Here is a 21624-nt window from a genome sequence, read left to right as displayed (position 1 = left end):
GCCCTCATTCTGTTCCACCATGCAAGGCATTAGCCCCTGCCCGTTGCAATGCATGGCGAACCGCATATCCAGTCGCCATGGGATCACGCGCGCCATTGACATGCACCGTGACATTTTGATTGTGCGTGATAGAGGAGCGGTCTTTGTCTTTTGCTTCTGTGAGAGGCGCATTGGCACGACCAGCCCCCGCAAATTGTGGTATGGGCTGATTTGAAAGTATTCAAATCTGGACGACTATTTCGCCCATTACTTAATTTATTTCTTTAACTGGTTATATTCCTCATCCGCATCCTATCTCATTATAGTAGCCTTTAGCTCTAAGAATAAAAGCAGATCCATCTATCTTAGCGATTATAATAACATATCGAATTCAAGGTATTTTCATATTGTATATGTTCATAATTAAATTAAAAGCATATTAATCTTGCTTTTTATCTCGATATTCAAAATGCCTAACCAAAAGATTATAAGCCGTAAATTTTACTTCTCTTAAAATCTTTTGCTTATTCGCCATACAACTTAATAAATAACTCAAATGACATTTTCATAAAACTTTCTTCTCATTTAGGGAATGAGGAAAATTGTGATTAAGGATAATGTTAAATTGAGACATTTGGTGCACCCGACAGAATTCGAATCTGTGACCTCTGCCTTCGGAGGGCAGCGCTCTATCCAGCTGAGCTACGGGTGCTTCACACGGATTATCAAAATCAGTTGTGATCTTTTAACTAATCATACGCTCAGCTTCAATGTTTAAATGATCGTTCTAATAAAAAAATTACTTATTTGCAATTTATCTAACAACGCAATCTTCTTTCTTTTCTACAATGATACTTTATATTGAAATAGCTTCTCTTTTTGTCTTCAAGACTCTCAAAAAATAAGTTACAAGATAAATTATAAGTATCAGGATAATTCTTAAATGACTACATTACCAAGTCGCTTTCATTTTATTTCCGCAGAAACTGAGGAAGCTATTAAAGCTACCCAGAAATTAATTTCCGTCTACGGTCATTCGTCTCTGGAAGAAACTGATATTGTTGTTGCAATCGGTGGTGATGGAACAATGTTACAAACCGTACGAGATGTTATGAACACTGGAAAACCCATTTACGGTATGAATCAAGGTTCTGTAGGATTTCTTATGAATGAATTTCATGAACAAAAATTGCCCAATCGTATTGCTGTCGCCCATAAAAAAGAAATTCATCCCTTACGCATGATTGCAAAAGCTGAATATCAAGAATCTATCGAGGCACTTGCAATTAATGAAGTATCTCTTTTTCGGCAATCTTATCAAGCAGCAAAAATTCGTATCACCATTGATAACGACATACGCATGGAACAATTAAGTTGTGATGGTATCCTCGTCGCGACACCCGCAGGATCAACAGCCTATAATTTATCAGCACAAGGACCTATTCTCCCCCTTATGGCCCCCCTCATGGCCCTCACCCCTGTTAGCCCTTTTCGCCCAAGGCGTTGGCATGGTGCATTACTCCCCAACACCGTAACGGTGCATTTTGATATGCTCGAACCTGACAAACGCCCTGTCAATGCTGCTGCAGATAATGTTGAGGTTAAATCTGTCCATTCAGTAACTATTTCAATGGCAACAGAAGTAACAGCTTCAATCCTTTTTGACTCGAGTCATTCATGGGATGAACGCATTTTATCAGAACAATTTCGCTATTAATGATTGTATTATGCGCTTTATATGTATATGATTGTTATAGTTGGCTTTTTTTGAAAGCATCTTAATACTCTTTAAGAGTAGAGAGTATTGGTTGTACTTATTATTGAGATAGCGAAGTTAAAAGCACAGAGCAATTGATAAAAAAATGATACCATCTTTGAATAGTTTTGATGATTTAGGCCTTTCCGCAAAGGTTATTAATGCAGTAAAGTCAGCAGGATATACAGTTCCAACCCCTATTCAAAGTGAAACAATTCCTCATGTCCTTCAAAGAAAAGACGTTCTAGGAATCGCTCAAACAGGAACGGGTAAAACCGCCTCTTTCGTATTACCTATGCTCACTCTCCTTGAAAAAGGTCGTGCAAGAGCACGAATGCCCCGTACACTCATCCTAGAACCAACACGGGAAATCGCAGCTCAAGTTGAAGAAAATTTCGATAAATACGGCATAAATCATCGTTTAAATGTTGCTCTTTTGATTGGTGGAGTTTCTTTTGAACACCAAGATCGTAAACTGGAACGGGGAGCGGATGTTCTTATCGCAACGCCAGGGCGTCTTCTTGATCATTTCGAGCGTGGTAAATTACTCCTGATGGGCGTTGAAATCCTTGTTATTGATGAAGCTGATCGCATGTTAGATATGGGCTTTATTCCTGATATTGAACGTATCTGTAAACTAACCCCTTTCACACGTCAAACTTTGTTCTTTTCTGCAACAATGGCGCCAGAAATTACAAAGTTAACAAAACAATTTTTACATTCCCCTGTATCCGTTGAAGTGACAAAAGCATCCTCAACAGCGACTACAATTACACAAAGGCTTGTCAAGTCTGGAAATAAATCATGGGATAAAAGAGCAGTTTTACGAGAGCTTATCCAAAATGAAGGTTCTAAGCTTCAAAATGCTATTATTTTCTGTAATCGAAAGAGAGATATCTCTGAACTTTTTAGATCGCTCATCAAACATAACTTTAATGTAGGTGCACTTCATGGAGATATGGACCAATATTCACGCATGAATACCCTAGCCGATTTTAAAAATAATAAACTTACGCTTCTGGTTGCTTCTGATGTTGCAGCCCGTGGACTTGATATCCCAGCGGTAAGTCATGTATTTAATTATGATGTTCCTACACATGCTGAAGACTACATCCATCGAATTGGTCGTACAGGACGTGCAAACCGTCGTGGAAAAGCTTTTACAATCGTCACGAAAGATGATCAAAAATATATCGACGCCATTGAAGAAATAAGCAATGAAAAAATTGAATGGCTCAATGGAGATCTCTCGACTTTAATAACCGATGATCAGGCAGAAGATATTGTTGTAAAGAAAAAATCTTCACAATCATCAAAAAAAACTACCGCTAAAGACTCTCTTTTCCCCCCTAAAAAAACTGTAAAAGAGAATAAAATAGATTATATCAAAAATGTAAAGCGTAAAGAAAATCTATCCGAGCAACAACACTCACAAAAAAATAGGAATTACGCGCCCCTTGGATTTGGTGACGATATTCCAGCATTCATGCTCATAAAAACGCGTAGATAACCCTGCGTTTCATTCTCTGCGTAAAATAAATAAAAAATGCTTTTAAAAAATTTCTCTTATTTCCTAGAGAGTCTTCCTATTACCTTTTCGCGCCCTAAAAGTTGTAAAAGCTTTCCCATTTCAGGTCCATGATCCATGCCCGTAAGTGCTTGACGTAATGGCATAAATAAAGACTTTCCTTTCCGCCCCGTTTTTTCTTTTAATACTGTTGTCCAGACTTGCCAACTTTCATCCTTCAACACACCTTCAGGCAAGAAATTGAGTGACTGCTGCACGAAAGCACGGTCCTCTGGTGCCACGGTATCAAAACTCTTTTCATCATGAATAATTTTCCACCACAAGACAGCATCATTGACTTTATTAATATTGCTTCTTATTGCATTCCAGAAATATTCCACCTTTTCTCCTTCAATAGAAAGATTTTGAAGGTGCGTTTTAACGTCCTCATAATTTAGTTCATGAACAAGATGACTATTCAAAGTATAAAGATCAGCAATATCAAATTTTGCAACTGATTTTGATGTATCTTGTAAATTGAAATGTTCTAAAAGCGCTGCTTGATTGGGATAGGGATGCACATTTTGTGATGTTCCAATCAAAACAGCAAGACACTGGACAGCTATCGATTCAAATCCTTCTTCTCGTAGAGAACGAATAGAAAGATCATTGTTACGTTTTGAAAGTCCTTTTCCTAAAACTGTCGCCAATAAATTGATATGACCAAAAACCGGTAATTCCGCACCCAGAGCTTTAAAAAGAGCAATCTGAGCACCTGTATTTGTAATATGATCATCGCCACGAATAATATGTGTAATAGCCATATCGACATCATCCACAACAGACGGTAATGTATAAAGATAGGTTCCATCTTCACGAATAAGAACAGGATCTGAAAGAGAAGCCAAATCAATCGTTTGCTTTCCCTTTACGGCATCATTCCAGCAAACTTCTGTTCGCTTTGTTTGCAAAGGATTATTTTCAAAATTAGGAAGAAGAAAACGCCAATGGGGTTTACGCCCTTGTGATTCAAAGTTTTTTTTCTCTTCTGCTGTCAACTTCAATGCTGCACGGTCATAAATGGGAGGCAGCTTGCGTGAAAGCTTTATTTTACGACGTCGCTCTAATTCTTCTGCTGTTTCATAACAGGGATAAAGTAAACCACGTTGTTTGAGGATTTCTGCCACTTCATCATATCGATTAAATCGTTTAGATTGGTAATAAATTGCATCTGGTTGAATGCTAAGCCATTCAAGATCAATAGCAATAGCATCGATATATTCCTGTTTAGAACGCTCAATATCTGTATCATCATAGCGCAAAATAAATTCCCCCTTATGCGCTTGCGCATAAAGCCAATTGAAAAGCGCAATACGGATATTGCCAATATGAATATAACCTGTTGGAGAAGGAGCAAAACGAACTTTAACCATAAAAGAATACTCAATTTTTATCGCGAAAATGATTGACAATGGGATAACGACGATCGCGTCCGAAATTCTTGTAACTGATTTTTACACCGGGTGCAGATTGTCGCCTTTTATATTCAGCACCATAAAGAAGCTGTTCAATTTTCTCAACAGTTTCTCGTACATGCCCACGTTGAACAACATCATAAACACTCATGTCATTTTCTACAAGAGATTGCAAGATATCATCTAGAATAGGATAAGGAGGAAGAGAATCTTCATCTCTTTGATTTTCCCGCAGCTCTGCAGAAGGTGCTTTTTCTATAATATTGGGTGGTATGACAATTCCTTCTGGTCCCTTTAAATGATGCAAGTGATTTTTATTGCGCCACTCAGCTAATGCATAAACTTGCATTTTATAAATATCTTTAAGAGGATTAAAACCTCCATTCATATCACCATATAATGTTGCATACCCCACAGCCATTTCTGACTTATTGCCTGTCGTTACCACCATTGAGCCAAATTTATTTGAAAGAGCCATTAAAAGTGTACCGCGTATACGACTTTGAAGATTTTCTTCCGTCACATCAGAGGGTAAACCTAAAAAAAGAGGCGATACTATATTCAAAAAAGCCTCAACAGCTTGCTCAATCGGTATGATTTTATAGTAACATCCCAAAAGATTGGCACATTTTTCGGCATCGTTCAATGATCCTTGTGAAGTATAATGATAAGGCATCATAAGGGTGCGGACCCTCTCAGCTCCAAGAGCATCCACTGCCATTGTCGTACAAAGAGCTGAATCAATTCCTCCTGAAAGACCAAGAATAACATCTTTAAAGCGATTTTTATTGACGTAATCTCTCAAACCCAAAACACAAGCTTGATAATCAGCGGCTAATCCATTGAGAAGACTTTCATTAGGACCTGAAGCACAGTGCCATCCGCTCGTTGTTCGTTGCCAATGGCTCAAAGCAAGATGACTGTCAAAGTGTTTCATTTGAAACACCTTTTGACCTTGACCATTCAAGGCAAAAGATCCCCCATCAAAAACCAGCTCATCTTGACCACCAACTTGATTAGCATAGATAATTGGCACTCCAGATTGAAGTGCTTGCGTATGAACAACGTCTATACGTTTCAAGGTTTTATTACGATAGTAAGGAGATCCGTTAAGGACCAGAATCATTTCAGCCCCTTTATTGCCAAGTTCTACACACAAAGAGGAATCATTCCAAATATCTTCACAAATCACTATTCCCAATTTTATCCCATGATAAACAATAGGTTCAGGACGTGGTCCGGAAGAAAATAGACGCTTTTCATCAAACTCAGCATAATTAGGTAAATCAAACTTAAAGCTTTCCGCGATGACTCGCCCTTCATCAAGGAGCATGACGCCATTGTAAATATTGCCATTACGCCTTAAAGGAAGACCAATGACAATTCCTGGTCCGCTTACAGTTTTTTTTGCTAATTTCTCAATAGCCTCTTCACATGTTTTTGTAAAAACAGGTTTTAAAATAAGATCTTCCGGCGGATAAGCGCTTATAAAAAGTTCTGTGAATAAAACAAGATCAGCCCCCTCTTCTTTAGCCTTTTGATGTGCCATGACAGCTAGAGAAAAATTCCCCTCAATATCACCGACAATAGGATTTAATTGGGCAATTGCTACCCGAAAATCATTTTTCATAAGCCTTTGTATCACTTCATCAGTTTGGCAACCAAATTTTATTCTTCACCATTGAAAATATTACTTTTTAAAACTTCTTTTCGTCCATAATAGTCTAAAATAAAAAATGTCAGACAAGTTTTTGTTTATCTTTCAGCAACAAGTGCTAACGGGTCAGTCGCACGATTTTTTTTAAGAAGTTCAGCAACAAGAAAAGCTAATTCTAACGCTTGATCTGCATTTAATCGTGGATCACATTGCGTATGATAACGATCAGATAAGTCATCGACAGAAATAGCATGTGCTCCACCCGTACATTCCGTTACATCACGACCTGTCATCTCAATATGAATACCTCCTGGATAGGTTCCCTCTCCACGATGCACTGCAAAAAAACTCTCTACTTCTTTTAGAACATAATCAAAGGGACGCGTCTTATAACGATTGGCAGTAATTGTATTGCCATGCATTGGATCACATGACCATATAACCTCACGCTTCTCGCGTTCAACGGCACGGATGAGTTTAGGTAGATAACTTTCAACCTTATCATAACCAAAGCGCGTAATGAGAGTAAGCCGCCCCAGTTCATTTTCAGGATTTAAAATATCAATTAATTTTAGAAGCTCATCAGACTCCATGGAAGGACCACACTTTAATCCTATAGGATTTTTAATGCCGCGACAATATTCAACGTGAGCATGATCAATTTGACGTGTGCGGTCACCAATCCATAACATATGGCCAGATGTTGCGTACCAATTTCCTGAAGTTGAATCAATCCGAGTCAAAGCCTCCTCATAACCAAGCAAAAGTGCTTCATGACTGGTATAAAAAGATGTCTCACGCAATGAAGAATGCGTTTTGGATGTAATCCCTATGGAACGCATAAAATCAATTGCTTCAGAAATACGCTCTGCCAATAATTCATAACGTTCCCCCTGTGGACTGTTAGAAACGAAACTCAACATCCATGTGTGAACATTTTCTAAATTAGCATACCCGCCTTGTGAAAAAGCACGCAACAGATTAAGTGTTGCCGCAGATTGGCGATAAGCCATAGACATCCGTTGCGGATCTGGAATACGAGAATCGGCTCCAAATTCAATACCATTAATAATATCCCCCCGATAAGAAGGAAGCTCGACTCCCTCTTTGCTTTCGATATCAGAAGAACGGGGCTTTGCAAATTGACCAGCAATACGACCAATTTTAACAACGGGTTTAGAACTCCCAAAGGTTAAAACAATCGCCATTTGCAAAAATACACGAAAAAAATCACGTATATTATCAGCTTCATGTTCTGCAAAGCTTTCAGCACAATCACCACCTTGTAATAAAAAAGCTCTACCTTTCGCAACAGCTGCTAATTCATTTTTTAAATCACGTGCTTCACCAGCAAAAACCAAAGGGGGATATCTTCTCAGCTTTCGTTCGACATCTTCTAACATAGACTTATCCGGATAAGTCGGAACTTGCTTAATTGGCCTTTTCCTCCAAGAGTCAGGCGCCCATTCTTTTATCATTACACTCTCTCTAAAAAATTAAGCTTCCAGCTTAGCATATCAAAAACTTTTTACCACACTATAGGATGTTGTTTAATTTTCTATTTTCTTCCCATCTTCATACATATAACTTGGCTTATACATCGTTACTAATTCTTCTGCCATCGTTGGATGCACCGCCATCGTTTCATCAAAAATATCCTTCGTCAGCTTGCCCTTGAGAGATATTCCAATAAGTTGTGCCATCTCACCAGCGTTTTCTCCTAAAATATGAGCGCCTATAACAATACGACTTTCGCCATCAACAATGAGCTTCATAAACATCTTCTCTGAACTACCGGAAAGAACATTCCGCATAGGACGAAAAACTGTCCGATAAATTTCAAGACGCTTATAACGCTGTATCGCCTCTTCTTCTGAAAGACCTACCGTTCCAATCTCTGGCTGTGAAAAAACAGCCGTTGTAATTAAGTCATAATTAGGTTTTGTGGGAATATTCTCAAATGCTGTCTTAACAAAACACATTGCATCATGTATTGCAACAGGTGTTAATTGAATATGACCCGTTACATCTCCTACAGCCCAAATATGGGGGATATTTGTCGTCATTTTCTTATCAACAATAACACCACCAAACGCATTAACTTCTATACCTGCCCTCTCAAGCCCTAAACCCACTGTATTGGGCATACGTCCCGTGGCTAACATAACTTGATCCGTGTTGATCGTTTGCCCATTTGATAAAAGGACACTATAATAATTTTCTGCAGCCTTCACTTTAGAAACTGTTACTTCATAGAGAATAGAAATCCCTTTTTCAATCATTGCATTATTGAGCAATTGTCGTAAATCATGATCAAAATCACGGAGAATTAAATCACCACGATGAAGAAGTGTTGTTTTTACACCTAGCTCATGAAAAATATTAGCAAATTCAACACCAATATACCCTCCACCAACAATGACTATTGATTTCGGGAGTTCATCGAGATCAAAAATTTCATTAGACGTCAAGCAAAAATCAGCGCCTTCTATGGTCGTATTTGGTGCAACTTTTGCCCCCGTTGCAATCAAAATCTTTTCCGCAGTTACCCGCTCACCCGTAGCAGAAAGCTCTAATGTGTGATCATCGATAAAAGTAGCACGGCTTTCATAAATGTGCACATTGTTATTTTCTAACCCCTGACGATACAGCCCTTCTAATCTTGATATTTCTTTATTTTTAGCTGCAACCAACTTCTCCCAGCTAAAAATTGGATCCGCATATTTCCACCCAAAACCAACGCTTTTCTTAAATTCTTTTGCATATTGTGAAGCATAAACATAAAGCTTTTTGGGAACACAACCACGAATAACACAAGTTCCCCCTATACGATATTCTTCTGCTATAGCGACACGCTTCCCAAGACCTCCAACAAGCCGTGCTGCACGCACCCCACCAGAACCACTTCCAATAACAAATAAATCAAAATCAAAAGAGCTCACAAACTATTCCTTCTCATATATTTGCAATGATAGGCTAAGGTCATTTATTATTAAATGAAAGTCTTTTTTCTTTTAAAAAAAACATTTTTCTATAAAACAATAGTCTAAAAGGACAGACTCTTAAATCAAAATATTAAAAACGGCGGAAAAACCGCCGCTCTTTAAAAATTAGAAATTGCTGATTACTGTCATGATATTAATCAAGTTATTTTTTATTTTCTGGAGCTTCTGATTTTATAGGCATCGTAGCATTATTCAAATTAAGTGTTTCAGACATTTCTTTTTTCACATTTTCTACAAGATCCTGCATAAGAGCAGAACGCCATACATCAAATGCAGAATAGGAATCACGTGCAATATTAGGAACTTCTGTTAAAAACTTTTTACCGGTATCAGAATTATAAAATGCTGTGATTGCATCAAGCTCTTTTTGCGTAAAATATTTTGCATACACATGAGCAATCTCTTTTTCTAGATCAGAGCGCCTTTTAATTAAAGCAAGCGCCTGCTTATCAACGATATTAGAAATAGCTGTTGCCAAATTCGGATCATCACGGATCAGTTCATTTTTGAAATCATGGACCGCATCTGGTAAAAAACTATCAAATTGATCCGTTGCATGAATGGCCCTAATCGCCTTTCGGGCTGAATCTAAATGTTGATCACTCACACCTTGGGCATGAACCATTCCAATATTCACAAAAAAAATGGTAATTGCACCAAAATATACAAAAAAACGTTGAAAAGAAAATATTGCTCTCATTTAATGATTACCCCAATCGCTAATTATAATTTAAAATTTGTTATTCTACTCAAAATCTTTTTTATTGTGCTAACATATCATCATGTAAATGTCTTTTCTAAAAATCAAATGGTTCTAAAACTTTTATTTGACCATCCGACATAGCGACAATTGCACGTGAGGCCACCCCCAAAAAAAGACCATGCTCAACAACACCAGGAATGGCAAGAAGCGCATCCGATAATAATTTGGGTTGCAAAATGCATCCCCAAAATGCATCAAGAATAAAATGACCGCCATCTGTTTTAAAAGGATTTTTTCCATTCATTCGCAATGCAATTTCTCCAGAAAGTCCTAAATCACCCGCAACTTTTTCGATGGCTTTGCGTGTTGTATGGACACCAAACGGATTCACTTCAATGGGTAGTGCAAAAGCACCAAGTCTTTTGACTATCTTTGTTTCATCAGCAATGACAAGCATTGCACGAGACGCCGATGCAACAATTTTTTCATACAACAATGCTCCCCCTCCTCCTTTAATGAGCATCATCTGGGGACCAATCTCATCTGCTCCGTCAATATCAAGATCCAGTTCAGGTATTTGTTCTAAAGTGCTAACAGGCACCCCAAACTTATGACAAAGTTGTTCAGAATATTGTGAAGTCGCAACACCAGTCACCCGCAGACCATCCGCAACACGCTCACCAAGAAGACGAATAAACTCATTAACCGTTGAACCAGATCCGATACCAAGCCGCATATCATCTTCAATAAATTCAAGCGCTTTAGCAGCCGCCCTCTTTTTTAACTGCTGAACATCCATGAATGATTTTACCTTTTATCCACAAACAACATTTATCACCACTCTTGCCACCAATAACAATGAGAATAAAAGGCAGCCTTTTGACTCACTTTCTTTGAACTTAACCATTACCTTTTTCTTGAAAAGATGTTACTCGTTATAAAAATATATGATAAGAATAAAATGGGATAATCAACAATTATCTTTTCTATTTTTTCAAAAAAATTGTTGGTATTTCCCTCATTCACAATAAAATTGATAAACTGATCAATTAAAAAACGCAAAATATATCAGAAAAATCTTCTCTTATTTTTTTTCTATCAATTATCCAGATATGAAAAAAATGCGATAAATTATATGTTTTTTTGTAAATGCTGTCTGTGCATATTCCATGGTCTATGAAATCCTAGCGAAGACCAAATAATATCCCCATCTTTAGTCATCATAACGCTTCCTCTTGATAATAATTGCCGGGGAGTAAATATTATTTTTGCCCTCTTGTGACATGTTGGAGTATGCATTACAAATGTCTGAATGAGGATATCTGCCTCTATGCAGTGATCTATTTCTCCACGTAAAACGATAACTTTTAATCCATTCTCTAATAAGGATGTACAGACATAGTGATCACAAATAAATTGTCCGTGAAACGAAGGTCCATACCTTGTTGATTTAATCGTTTCATTCAAACGAAATGACTTTTTCCATATGGATGTCGTAAACTTAGAATGATGATAACGATCAATATATAATTTTTTATCCTGGATAACGCCCACAAGACGCATATTATCTGCTATAATCAATTGTACAGGTGAATGCGTGATACAAATAGAAATACCAGCCAAAATAAAAAGACTAAAAAAAAGCCTGATGGGTGTTTTGCAAAAAGTCAGTCCAACCAAGCCTATACTCAATAAAAGCAACGCAGACAACGGCATAAAACCAGGATTCAAATCAGGAGAAATAGCCTTGATAGCGTGTGCAATCTTTATCACAAGATCAACACCAAAACCCATAATTTGAAGGGGAAGCCATTCGACACCTCCTAACATTGCCAGAACTGCGATTAAGCCAAAAGGAATGACGAAAATAGAGATGATAGGCAAAGCAAAAGCATTACTGATAACGCTCAAAGATGCCGTATTAGAAAAATGATAAGCAGCATAAATTCCACTTGCACTCCCTGCTACAAACGAAGACGCACATGTCGAACATATTGATAAAAAAGCAAAATTTATCACTCCCCCTCCAACATAAGAGGAGACTGTTTTTCTTTTACGAAAAAGTGACCTTCTGCTCCACCAATCAAAAAACGCAATCAAAGCTGCCGTCGCAGAAAAGGACATTTGAAAGCTAGGGCCTAATATTTCATGGGGCCTAATTGCTAGAGTTATCAACCCCGCAATAGAAAAATTACGCATTGTTACAGCCGAGCGATTACACAATATAGCAACCAACATAACAGCAATCATCACAAAACTTCTTTGCGCTGATATCGCTAAGCCCGACAAGAGCAAATAAAAAGATGTTATCATAAATGCAACGATAGCAGCAAATTTTTTACTGGAATAATAGGAAGAAAAAACTGGAAAAAATGCTAAAAAACTACGGATACTCAAAAGAACTAGACCGCTCAACAGAGCCATATGTAAACCTGATATTGACAAAATATGCGCTAATCCAGCTTTACGTAATGCTTCATTTGTCTCACTTGAAATCCCAGCACGCTGTCCTGTTATGAGAGCCGCCGCAACACTCCCCTTTTCTCCTTCAAGCGCTATATGGATTCTTTGCGTCATCTTCAGGCGTAAATTTTCAATTTTCTGTAGAATGATAGCGAATATTCCATCAGGTTGCGAAACGGATATTTTTTTTGGTTTTCCTAAATAAACGCCTTGAGCCCCAATTCCTTTAAAATAATTATGAAAACTAAAATCGTAGCCTCCTGGACGCACCGGCCCAGAAAATGCACGAATCTTAGCTTTCCCATACAAGCCATCACCAATTGCTAATCCAGATGGCAAATATCTTGCCGATAAACGAATACGATGAAGACTATGGCGTAATATGGGCTTTTCTGTACTCAAAACATCCACGACTAAACGAAATCCCCCTTTGGTAACTGACTCAATAGAAACAATTCTTCCCGTCAATGTGGTGACAATGTCACTGCTTAACATGGGTGTTGCAATACGCCATGTTTCTATTTTTGCCGCCAAAGCCCCCAATACGATACAAAACAAAAATCCCGTAGGAATCCATACTTTTCGATAAAAACGTGTAATATAGAATATTCCTAGAAAGATGCCGATCAATGCCCCCAATTGTCCCCAACTTGGCTCCTGTTCTAAATGAAAATAAAAAATGATTCCTAGGGAAAAAAAGACTAAAATCAGCGAAAAAAGGATCCCAAAAGAAACCTCTTTATTGATACAATCCGCTAACCATTGTCTCATAAAAATGATTGCTTCTTTTAAGAACGTCAATAAAGAAAGTTTTTGTTGGCTATAACTGCCATTCTTTGCATCATCATACCTAGAAAAAACATCCTGCTCTATTTGACAGGCGCCTTTTCTTTCTGTAGCAGATGTTACGAATAAACCCTCTTTAACTTTATTTTGATTAAACATCCGCCCCCCCACTTTAACTTGCAATGCATCTATTGCACACCCCATCACCTATGCTAACATAACCTTTCTATAAAATTCCATAAGTAATATCTCAATTTAAAGGAAAATATTCGTGTCTGTTATTACTCGTTTTGCTCCCTCCCCCACAGGCTTCCTTCATATTGGTGGCGCTCGTACTGCTCTTTTTAATTGGCTTTATGCAAAACATACCGGTGGGAAAATGCTTCTACGCATTGAAGATACAGACCGAGAGCGTTCAACAGAAGCAGCTGTAAAAGCCATTATAGATGGCTTGCAATGGATGGGGCTTAGTTATGATGGTCCCCCTATTTCGCAATTCGAACGTGCAGAACGTCACCGCCAAATCGCCGAACAGTTGGTCGAAAATGGTAAAGCATATTATTGTTATGCCTCACCTGAAGAGTTAGCTGAAATGCGTGAAAAAGCCCGTGCAGAAGGACGCCCACCACGTTATGATGGACGTTGGCGTAACCGTGATCGTTCTGAAGCTCCTCAAGGTGTCAAACCTGTTATTCGTATCAAAACCCCTGAAGATGGAGAAACGATTGTACACGACCGTGTTCAAGGTGATGTTCGTTTTCCTAATAAAGATTTAGATGACTTTATTATTTTGCGTTCTGATGGTTCGCCTACCTATATGCACGCTGTTGTCGTTGATGATCATGATATGGGGGTTACACATATCATACGGGGTGATGATCATCTAACCAATGCAGCCAGACAAACGATCATCTTTAAAGCGATGGGATGGGATATTCCTGTTATGGCCCATATTCCTCTTATCCATGGTGAAAACGGTGCAAAATTATCAAAGCGGCATGGTGCACTCGGTGTTGATGCTTATCGAACAATGGGATACCTTCCTGCTGCTTTGCGCAATTACCTTGTCCGTTTAGGGTGGAGCCATGGTGATGACGAACTCATGTCACTTCAAGATATGATTTCTTGGTTTGATATTGAAGATATTAACAAAGGTGCTGCTCGTTTTGATCTCAAAAAGCTCGATTCCATCAACGGACACTATATGCGCATGAGCAATGATGCAGAACTTTTTGATGCCGCTCTTGATATTCTACCAGAAACCGATGGGGGAGCACAAATCATTGAAAGACTTGATGAACAACGCCGTGTTCAATTTTTCAAAGCCATCCCACATTTGAAAGAACGTTCAAAAACACTGTGCGAACTGATTAACAATGCCTCCTTCATTTTTACGCAACGACCATTACAGCTTAACGAAAAAGCACAAATGCTCTTAGATAAAAATGGACAAACCATTTTAAACGATCTTTATCTTGCCCTGAAAGCTTGCCCCTCTTGGGATACAAAAAACCTCGATGAAACGCTTCGCTCTTATATCCAAACACAGAATCTCAAATTTGGATCTATCGCCCAACCCCTTCGTGCGGCTCTTACAGGATGTACCACATCGCCAGGTGTTGTGGATATTCTGACTTTGTTGGGACGCGATGAATCTCTTCATCGCATCAATGATCAGCTTATCACAACAATAGGTTCATAATGTGTACTGAGTATATCTCCTTACAATGAGTATCTCATGTAGATCCTTCAACGTAATCTAAAAGAGTTTTTTTATTTTATATCATTGAAATACAGTTTTTATTGAGTAATAATGATCAATAATGAAATATTTTTAGATTGCATGTCCTCATTTTTAGAGGCAATCTACCCTCAATATAAGTAAGAAAAGCTTCAATTATTATATATCTCGTACTCTCATGAAGCAGAGTCTTAATTTTTAGAAGAGAAGGATCTGAAAGGAATACCGAATGTCTGAGAATAACGCACATATTATTGTGAATGATAAAAAAGTAGAGCTTCCCTTGCGTAAAGGCACGAGTGGACCCGAGGTCATCGAAATTGCTTCTCTCTACAAAAAAACCAATATTTTTACTTATGATCCTGGTTTTACTTCAACAGCTTCTTGTGAATCAAAAATTACTTATATTGATGGCGATAAAGGAATATTGCTTTATCGTGGATACCCTATCGACCAATTGGCTGAAAAAGGTGACTTCCTCGAAAGTTGTTATCTTCTCCTTTATGGGGAACTCCCAACACAGCAAGAAAAAAACGACTTTGATCGATGTATCATGCAGCATACCATGGTCCACGAACAGTTTGCGCGCTTTTTCCATGGCTTTCGTCGTGACTCACATCCCATGGCCGTCATGGTTGCCTGCCTTGGCGCTATGTCTGCGTTCTATCACGACTCTATTGATATTACAGATCCTCACCAGAGAATGATCGCTTCTGTTCGTCTTATCTCAAAAGTTCCAACACTGGCTGCTATGGCCTATAAATATAGTATTGGACAAGCATTTGTTTATCCACGCAATGATCTGAGTTATGCTGCAAATTTCCTCCGTATGTGCTTTGCTGTTCCTTGTGAAGAATATAAAATAAACCCCGTACTTGCTCGGGCGATGGATCAAATCTTTATCCTTCATGCAGATCATGAACAAAATGCTTCTACATCTACGGTACGTCTTGCTGGATCATCAGGGGCTAATCCGTTTGCCTGTATTGCAGCAGGTGTTGCGTGCCTTTGGGGACCAGCACATGGTGGCGCCAATGAAGCATGTCTAAAAATGCTACAGGAAATCGGTTCTATTAAAAGAATTCCTGAATTTATTGCTCGTGCAAAAGATAAAAATGACCCTTTCCGTCTTATGGGCTTTGGTCACCGTGTCTATAAAAATTATGATCCACGTGCAAAAATCATGCAAAAAACCTGTCATGAAGTTTTAAAAGAACTCAATATTCAAGATGATCCGCTTCTTGATATTGCAATAGAACTGGAAAAAATTGCCTTGAGTGATGAATACTTTATTGAGAAAAAGCTTTATCCCAATGTTGATTTCTATTCCGGTATTATATTAAAAGCTCTAGGCTTTCCAACCGAAATGTTTACTGTTCTTTTTGCATTAGCACGCAGTGTCGGGTGGGTAGCACAGTGGAAAGAAATGATTGAAGATCCTGCACAGAAAATTGGTCGCCCTCGACAACTCTATACAGGCTATGCTATGCGTGATTATGTTCCTATAGATAAACGTGTCAATTAAAGAAAGAAATCAATAAAGCTTCAGTAAACTGAAGCTTTATTTTTAAACTCTGTTTACAGAGATAACAGCATCATAAGTTTATGAAAAAACTCTAAGTATTGGCTCTGTCAATGAATTGAGAATATTCTTTCAGAAATGATTCAAACGTAAAGAAAATTAAAAATTTTTACCTTATAATTCTCATTATCTTTAAGGAAACATATTCCTCATCATTCCCTTAGGTTTAAAAACCTTATATTTCACTCTCTATCTTACTCTATATAAAGTCTTACCTTAATGCTTTTTTACTATGCCAAAAACTTCTTATTCTCTTGAAGTAATTAGAATAAACACGAAATATACTCTTAAAATTTTCTAGCCAAAATGACACTTTTTATTAAAATCACTTTATAATGATTATGTCCCGTGCAAGTATTTACTTCACATCATCTGTTAAAACCACACTTCTTTTTACAAGAAAAATCTTTCAAAATATCAGAAAATAAATTTATTTTGATATTCTTTAATGTCGAGACATTTTATATAACAGATGAAAATATTCTATCTTGTTAAGACCAACGTAATGATAGCAAAAAGGAGACAGATAAATTTTTACATTGCTCCTAAAGAGCTTACAGATTATAAAAATGCCTCATAGTTTTATATTTGTCAGCTTATTGAATAGGAGAACATAATGAAGTTATTAGGAAAAGCTCTTATAATAAGCGCAACACTCTTTACTCTATCGGCTAATTCTCAAACGCTGAAAATTGCAAGTGATGCTTCTTATCCCCCGTTTAGTTACATTGACTCAAATAATGAGCTTAAAGGGTTTGATATTGATATATCTTATGCCCTTTGCGAAAAAATGAATGTTGAATGTACGATTGTCACGCAAGACTTCGAGGGGATGATTCCCGGCCTTCTGTCCAAAAAATATGATGCGATTGTTTCTTCCCTTTCTCCTACAAAAGAGCGCTTACAAAAAATTGATTTTACAGATCCTTATTACAACACAGCACTAGCTGTCATTGTGACCAAAAATTCGGAAATTACAGAAATCTCAATACAAGCCTTTAGGGGTAAAAACCTTGGTGTACAATCAAATACAACACAAGCTGCCTATGCAGAGGATCATTATGCCTCTGAAGGCGTGAATATCAAACTTTATCCTACAGCAATAGAAGTAAATCGTGATCTTTTAAGCCACCGGCTTGATATCATCATCTTTGATCAATTAAAGGCATTAAATTGGCTTGAAAATGAAGGAAAAGATTGCTGTAAGCTTTTAGGAACTTTAGAAGAGAAAAAATTTCCTGTCGCAATTGCAATCCGTCAAAACAATAATGATCTTAAAAACAGCTTTAATAAAGCAATAGAAGAAATACGCGCAGATGGAACTTATGAGAGAATTATGAGAAAATATTTTATATTCGATACCAATTAAAATTGGATCTTTTTAAGAAATATCTTTAGCCTTTTGTTGAACATGGAAAAAATAGCTAGAAATTCAGCACTTTTATAAGAAAAATTTACACTTATCAGAAAATTAATTTTTAATTGTTTCTCGATAGTTAAATGTTTATGGAATCCAATAACAACAATGAGATTGTATTTTTATCTTATCTAAATCTAATTTTTATGTACAAATTGAAGAGCTTATTTTTAAAGAAAAGCCCTCAGTTTTTACTCGTAAAATGATGTGAACTTAGCATTTCATAAAAATTAAGCCTTGTACTGAGTAAGATATTTATTCTCCTTTCAATCAATAAAGAAGACAATTTTTCTGATAATAATGTCTAGTATCATAATCTAAAATAAATACCGATAAATTTTTGCATTGCTCCAGAAAAGCTTACAGATTATAAAAACGTGACGATTTCATATTTGCCCGCTTATCCAATAGGAGAATATCATGAAACTACTAGCAGGAGCTCTTATAATAAGCGCCGCGCTATTCACCCCATTGGCTGATGCGAAAACATTAAAAATCGCCAGTGAAGGCACTTATCCTCCCTTTAGTTACATTGACTCAAATAATGAGCTTAAAGGATTTGATATTGATATATCTTATGCTCTTTGTAAAAAAATGAATATTGAGTGTACAATTGTCACGCAAGATTTCGAGGGGATGATCCCCGGACTTATTGCAAAAAAATATGATGCTATCGTTGCTTCCCTTTCCCATACACAAGAGCGTTTACAAAAAATTGACTTCACAGATCCTTACTACGATACAGCACTGGCTGTCATTGTTACCAAAGATTCGGGAATTAAAGAAATCTCGACACAAAGCTTTAGAGGCAAAAGTCTTGGTGTACAATCAAATACAACACAAGCTGTTTATGCAGAAGATCATTATGCCTCTGAAGAGGTAAACATCAAACTCTATCCTTCTACAATAGAAGTGAATCGTGACCTTTTAAATCATCGACTTGATGTGATTATTGTTGATAAATTACAAGCATTAAATTGGCTTAAAAATGAAGGAAAAAATTGCTGTCTCCTCCTAGGAACTTTGGAAGAAACAAAATTTCCTGTTGCAATTGCGCTGCGTCAAAACAATAATGATCTTAAAAGTAAGTTCAATGAAGCAATAAAAGAAATCCGTTTGGATGGAACTTATGAGAAAATTATGAAAAAATATTTTACAAGCGATGTTTATTAAATATCACTATGATATTTAAATGAAACTCACTGTTGATTTCTAAAAACATTATCTAACTCTTTCATGAGGAACACAAGAATGATTGAAAATTTAGCATTGCTATCGTTTAGCAATGGTGGATGGGGAGCGGTTATACTTTCTAGTGCAGGAATGACATTGTCATTGGCCTTATGTTGTGGACTTCTAGGACTTCCTCTAGGACTTCTAAATGCAGTGATGATTCGATCCAATATTAAGATGGCTAAAGCTATAGCACGTCTCTTTTCAACGGTGTTTCGTGGGCTACCAGAGCTTTTAACCTTGTTTTTAGTGTACTACGGATTACAAAGTCTTATTCAAAATATCTTTGACTATTTTAATCTTGAAGTCATGTTTAGTATCAATGCTTTTGTTGCTGGTGTTCTTGCACTGAGTATGGTTCTTGCCGCTTTCTCTTGTGAAGTTTGGCTTGGAGCATTCAATATTTTTGATAAAGGGCAATATGAGGCAGCCAAAGCTTTAGGGCTTTCACGCTCAACCACATTCTTTCGTATAGTCTTCCCTCAGCTCATCCAAAATGCCTTGCCAGGACTTTCTAATAATTGGCTTACTTTACTGAAAGATACGTCCCTCGTTTCAACCATCGCGCTTGTTGATCTCATGCGACAAACGAATTTAGCTGTCGCTGCGACCAATAAACCCATGCTATTTTACCTTGTTGCCTGCTTACTCTATTTATTATTTTCAGCGTTTTTTGGCACAATCTTACGCCATTTGGAAACATACACTCAAATAGGCTATAAAAAGGTACCAAGTCAATGATTCCTGAATGGCTTTATTTCCTTTTTAACCCTGATCTTTTAAGCCGTTATGGGCCAAAATTTATTGATGGCTTTATTGTTACTGTCGCGCTTGTTTCTATCTCTTGTTCTCTTGGTTTTTTCCTTGGAATGCTTATCGCTTTTGCACGTTTATCAAAGAATACGTTTTTACAATATTTTGCAAATGCTTATGTCTATTTTTTCCGCGGCTCTCCTTTGTTAGCCCAACTCTTCCTTTTTTATTATGGACTTGGTTCAATGAACAGTTTTTGGCAACAGGTTGGTCTATGGTGGTTTTTTCAAAACGCGTGGTATTGCTGTCTTTTTATTTTCACGCTCAATTCTGCTGCCTATCAATCTGAGATCTTTAAAGGAAGTTTTCTATCCGTAAACACTGGACAACGTGAAGCGTCAAAAGCTTTAGGTCTGAGCAATTCTGTTACATTTTTTAGAGTTATTCTTCCACAAGCAATGATTGTAGCATTACGCCCCTTAGGAAATGAGTTGATTTTAATGATTAAATCCAGTGCCATCGCCTCACTTGTTACTGTTTATGATTTAATGGGAATTGCTAAACTCACTTATTCACGTACATTCGACTTCCAAGTTTACGTTTGGTCCGCACTTATCTATCTTTTTATTGTTGAACTCATTCATCGTTTTATTGTTTTTATCGAACATCACCTCACGCGATATTTACGGTAAAAATAAAATGATCATAAAAAACTTTACCAAATCAAAATGGTACATTAATCAATTTATTCATCAATGAAAGAATAAAACAAGATGAATTTAAAAAATAATAAATCAACCTCTCCCAGTAAAAACTCTGTAATTTCCATTCAAAACCTCAATAAATGGTATGGAAACTTTCAAGTCTTACACGATATCAACTTTGATGTTCAAGCCGGTGAACATATCGTTATTTGTGGACCATCCGGATCAGGAAAATCAACGTTAATTCGTTGTATTAACCAATTAGAACAAGCACAAAAAGGTTCAATCTGTATTCATAACGTTGATATTAATACCGCTCCTATACAACAGCAAAGAAATGTTCTGCGAAAGATAGGAATGGTTTTTCAGAACTTTAATTTATTTCCTCACATGAGCGTTCTACAAAATTGTATTTTAGCCCCTATGACAGTTCAAGGGCTTTCCAACCAACAAGCAAAAGAACGGGCAATTCGTTACTTAACGCGTGTCGGTATTGAAAAACACTGCGAAAAATATCCTTTACAACTTTCTGGTGGACAACAACAGCGTGTCGCGATTGCTCGTGCACTTTGCATGGAACCTGAAGTCATGCTTTTTGATGAACCCACTTCAGCTCTTGATCCAGAAAGTGTGGGAGAAGTTTTGGAAGTGATCGCTCAATTGGCCGATACTGGAATTACAATGCTTTGTGTTACCCATGAGATGGGCTTCGCAAAAAAAGTCTCAGAAAGAATACTCTTTCTAGAAAATGGAAAAATTGTTGAAGATACAGCTTCTGATAAATTTTTTACCAACCCTAAAAGCCAACGTGCTTGTGATTTTCTTGCTAAAATTAAACATTAGTCCTCAAACTATTGCTCTAT

Annotated in this window: 16 protein-coding genes and 1 tRNA gene; 9 read left to right on the top strand and 8 right to left on the bottom strand. The window is 37.2% G+C overall.

Annotation, left to right across the window (positions count from 1 at the left end; genetic code table 11):
• Nucleotides 1-614: 614 nt before the first annotated feature.
• Nucleotides 615-691: transfer RNA gene (locus PVV70_RS08460), tRNA-Arg, on the bottom strand.
• Between the two features lie 231 nt (nt 692-922).
• Between PVV70_RS08460 and PVV70_RS08455 the strand changes: the two genes are divergently transcribed.
• Together PVV70_RS08455 and PVV70_RS08450 are read left to right on the top strand one after the other, a co-directional pair.
• Nucleotides 923-1696, top strand: a complete 774-nt coding sequence (locus tag PVV70_RS08455; RefSeq protein ID WP_273758827.1) for an NAD kinase — start codon at nt 923-925, stop codon at nt 1694-1696.
• A 145-nt stretch (nt 1697-1841) separates the two neighbouring features.
• Nucleotides 1842-3245, top strand: a complete 1404-nt coding sequence (locus tag PVV70_RS08450; RefSeq protein WP_273758826.1) for a DEAD/DEAH box helicase — start codon at nt 1842-1844, stop codon at nt 3243-3245.
• A 56-nt stretch (nt 3246-3301) separates the two neighbouring features.
• On the opposite strand, the gene gltX (PVV70_RS08445) is transcribed toward PVV70_RS08450, so the two are convergent.
• The 7 genes from gltX (PVV70_RS08445) to PVV70_RS08415 all read right to left on the bottom strand — a co-directional run bounded on the left by gltX (PVV70_RS08445) (nt 3302) and on the right by PVV70_RS08415 (nt 13490).
• The gene (gene gltX / locus PVV70_RS08445) at nt 3302-4675 is read right to left on the bottom strand and encodes a glutamate--tRNA ligase (protein WP_273758825.1); all 1374 of its coding nucleotides are present in this window, start codon (nt 4673-4675) and stop codon (nt 3302-3304) included.
• Nucleotides 4676-4685: 10 nt separating this feature from the next.
• The gene (locus tag PVV70_RS08440; RefSeq protein WP_273758823.1) at nt 4686-6347 is read right to left on the bottom strand and encodes an NAD+ synthase; all 1662 of its coding nucleotides are present in this window, start codon (nt 6345-6347) and stop codon (nt 4686-4688) included.
• A gap of 125 nt (nt 6348-6472) precedes the next feature.
• Nucleotides 6473-7852, bottom strand: a complete 1380-nt coding sequence (locus PVV70_RS08435; RefSeq protein WP_273758822.1) for a class II 3-deoxy-7-phosphoheptulonate synthase — start codon at nt 7850-7852, stop codon at nt 6473-6475.
• Nucleotides 7853-7924: 72 nt separating this feature from the next.
• Complete coding sequence (gor, locus tag PVV70_RS08430; protein WP_273758821.1) at nt 7925-9316, bottom strand: glutathione-disulfide reductase; 1392 nt, start codon at nt 9314-9316, stop codon at nt 7925-7927.
• Nucleotides 9317-9521: 205 nt separating this feature from the next.
• Nucleotides 9522-10079, bottom strand: a complete 558-nt coding sequence (locus tag PVV70_RS08425) for a DUF2059 domain-containing protein (RefSeq protein WP_273758819.1) — start codon at nt 10077-10079, stop codon at nt 9522-9524.
• A gap of 97 nt (nt 10080-10176) precedes the next feature.
• Nucleotides 10177-10881, bottom strand: coding sequence for a ribose-5-phosphate isomerase RpiA (gene rpiA, locus PVV70_RS08420; RefSeq protein ID WP_273758818.1), 705 nt, complete (start codon nt 10879-10881; stop codon nt 10177-10179).
• Between the two features lie 332 nt (nt 10882-11213).
• Complete coding sequence (locus PVV70_RS08415) at nt 11214-13490, bottom strand: ComEC/Rec2 family competence protein (RefSeq protein WP_273718629.1); 2277 nt, start codon at nt 13488-13490, stop codon at nt 11214-11216.
• A 112-nt stretch (nt 13491-13602) separates the two neighbouring features.
• Between PVV70_RS08415 and gltX (PVV70_RS08410) the strand changes: the two genes are divergently transcribed.
• From gltX (PVV70_RS08410) to PVV70_RS08380, 7 genes are all read left to right on the top strand, one after another.
• Complete coding sequence (gene gltX, locus PVV70_RS08410; protein WP_273758817.1) at nt 13603-15033, top strand: glutamate--tRNA ligase; 1431 nt, start codon at nt 13603-13605, stop codon at nt 15031-15033.
• Nucleotides 15034-15301: 268 nt separating this feature from the next.
• Nucleotides 15302-16597 carry a citrate synthase gene (gene gltA, locus PVV70_RS08405; protein WP_273758816.1) on the top strand — a complete coding sequence of 432 codons (1296 nt, stop codon included), beginning with the start codon at nt 15302-15304 and terminating at the stop codon, nt 16595-16597.
• A gap of 673 nt (nt 16598-17270) precedes the next feature.
• Nucleotides 17271-18023, top strand: coding sequence for a transporter substrate-binding domain-containing protein (locus PVV70_RS08400; protein WP_273758815.1), 753 nt, complete (start codon nt 17271-17273; stop codon nt 18021-18023).
• Between the two features lie 468 nt (nt 18024-18491).
• A complete protein-coding gene (locus PVV70_RS08395) occupies nt 18492-19244 on the top strand; it encodes a transporter substrate-binding domain-containing protein (RefSeq protein WP_273758814.1) in 753 nt (250 codons plus the stop codon).
• Nucleotides 19245-19322: 78 nt separating this feature from the next.
• On the top strand, nt 19323-20045 hold the full coding sequence (locus PVV70_RS08390; protein ID WP_273758813.1) for an ABC transporter permease: 723 nt from the start codon (nt 19323-19325) through the stop codon (nt 20043-20045).
• Nucleotides 20042-20749 (top strand): ABC transporter permease, encoded by a 708-nt coding sequence (locus tag PVV70_RS08385; protein ID WP_273758812.1) that lies wholly within the window; start codon nt 20042-20044, stop codon nt 20747-20749. The genes PVV70_RS08390 and PVV70_RS08385 overlap by 4 nt, the downstream gene beginning before the upstream one ends.
• Before the next feature lie 81 nt (nt 20750-20830).
• Nucleotides 20831-21604: an amino acid ABC transporter ATP-binding protein gene (locus tag PVV70_RS08380; protein ID WP_273758811.1), complete on the top strand. Its 774-nt coding sequence runs from the start codon at nt 20831-20833 to the stop codon at nt 21602-21604.
• The last annotated feature ends 20 nt before the right edge of the window (nt 21605-21624 follow it).

The sequence above is a fragment of the Bartonella sp. AU55XJBT genome (assembly GCF_028618525.1).
The sequence above is the reverse complement of the archived record's forward strand: the minus strand, read 5'-3'. Positions and strand labels throughout refer to the sequence as shown.

Coding starts and splice junctions, on each gene's coding strand:
- gltX (WP_273758825.1), bottom strand. CDS start 4,675: ATGGTTAAAGTTCGTTTTGCTCCTTCTCCAACAGGTTATATTCATATT.
- PVV70_RS08400 (WP_273758815.1), top strand. CDS start 17,271: ATGAAGTTATTAGGAAAAGCTCTTATAATAAGCGCAACACTCTTTACT.
- PVV70_RS08390 (WP_273758813.1), top strand. CDS start 19,323: ATGATTGAAAATTTAGCATTGCTATCGTTTAGCAATGGTGGATGGGGA.
- PVV70_RS08435 (WP_273758822.1), bottom strand. CDS start 7,852: ATGATAAAAGAATGGGCGCCTGACTCTTGGAGGAAAAGGCCAATTAAG.
- PVV70_RS08425 (WP_273758819.1), bottom strand. CDS start 10,079: ATGAGAGCAATATTTTCTTTTCAACGTTTTTTTGTATATTTTGGTGCA.
- PVV70_RS08455 (WP_273758827.1), top strand. CDS start 923: ATGACTACATTACCAAGTCGCTTTCATTTTATTTCCGCAGAAACTGAG.
- rpiA (WP_273758818.1), bottom strand. CDS start 10,881: ATGGATGTTCAGCAGTTAAAAAAGAGGGCGGCTGCTAAAGCGCTTGAA.
- PVV70_RS08380 (WP_273758811.1), top strand. CDS start 20,831: ATGAATTTAAAAAATAATAAATCAACCTCTCCCAGTAAAAACTCTGTA.
- PVV70_RS08385 (WP_273758812.1), top strand. CDS start 20,042: ATGATTCCTGAATGGCTTTATTTCCTTTTTAACCCTGATCTTTTAAGC.
- gltA (WP_273758816.1), top strand. CDS start 15,302: ATGTCTGAGAATAACGCACATATTATTGTGAATGATAAAAAAGTAGAG.
- PVV70_RS08415 (WP_273718629.1), bottom strand. CDS start 13,490: ATGTTTAATCAAAATAAAGTTAAAGAGGGTTTATTCGTAACATCTGCT.
- PVV70_RS08395 (WP_273758814.1), top strand. CDS start 18,492: ATGAAACTACTAGCAGGAGCTCTTATAATAAGCGCCGCGCTATTCACC.
- PVV70_RS08440 (WP_273758823.1), bottom strand. CDS start 6,347: ATGAAAAATGATTTTCGGGTAGCAATTGCCCAATTAAATCCTATTGTC.
- PVV70_RS08450 (WP_273758826.1), top strand. CDS start 1,842: ATGATACCATCTTTGAATAGTTTTGATGATTTAGGCCTTTCCGCAAAG.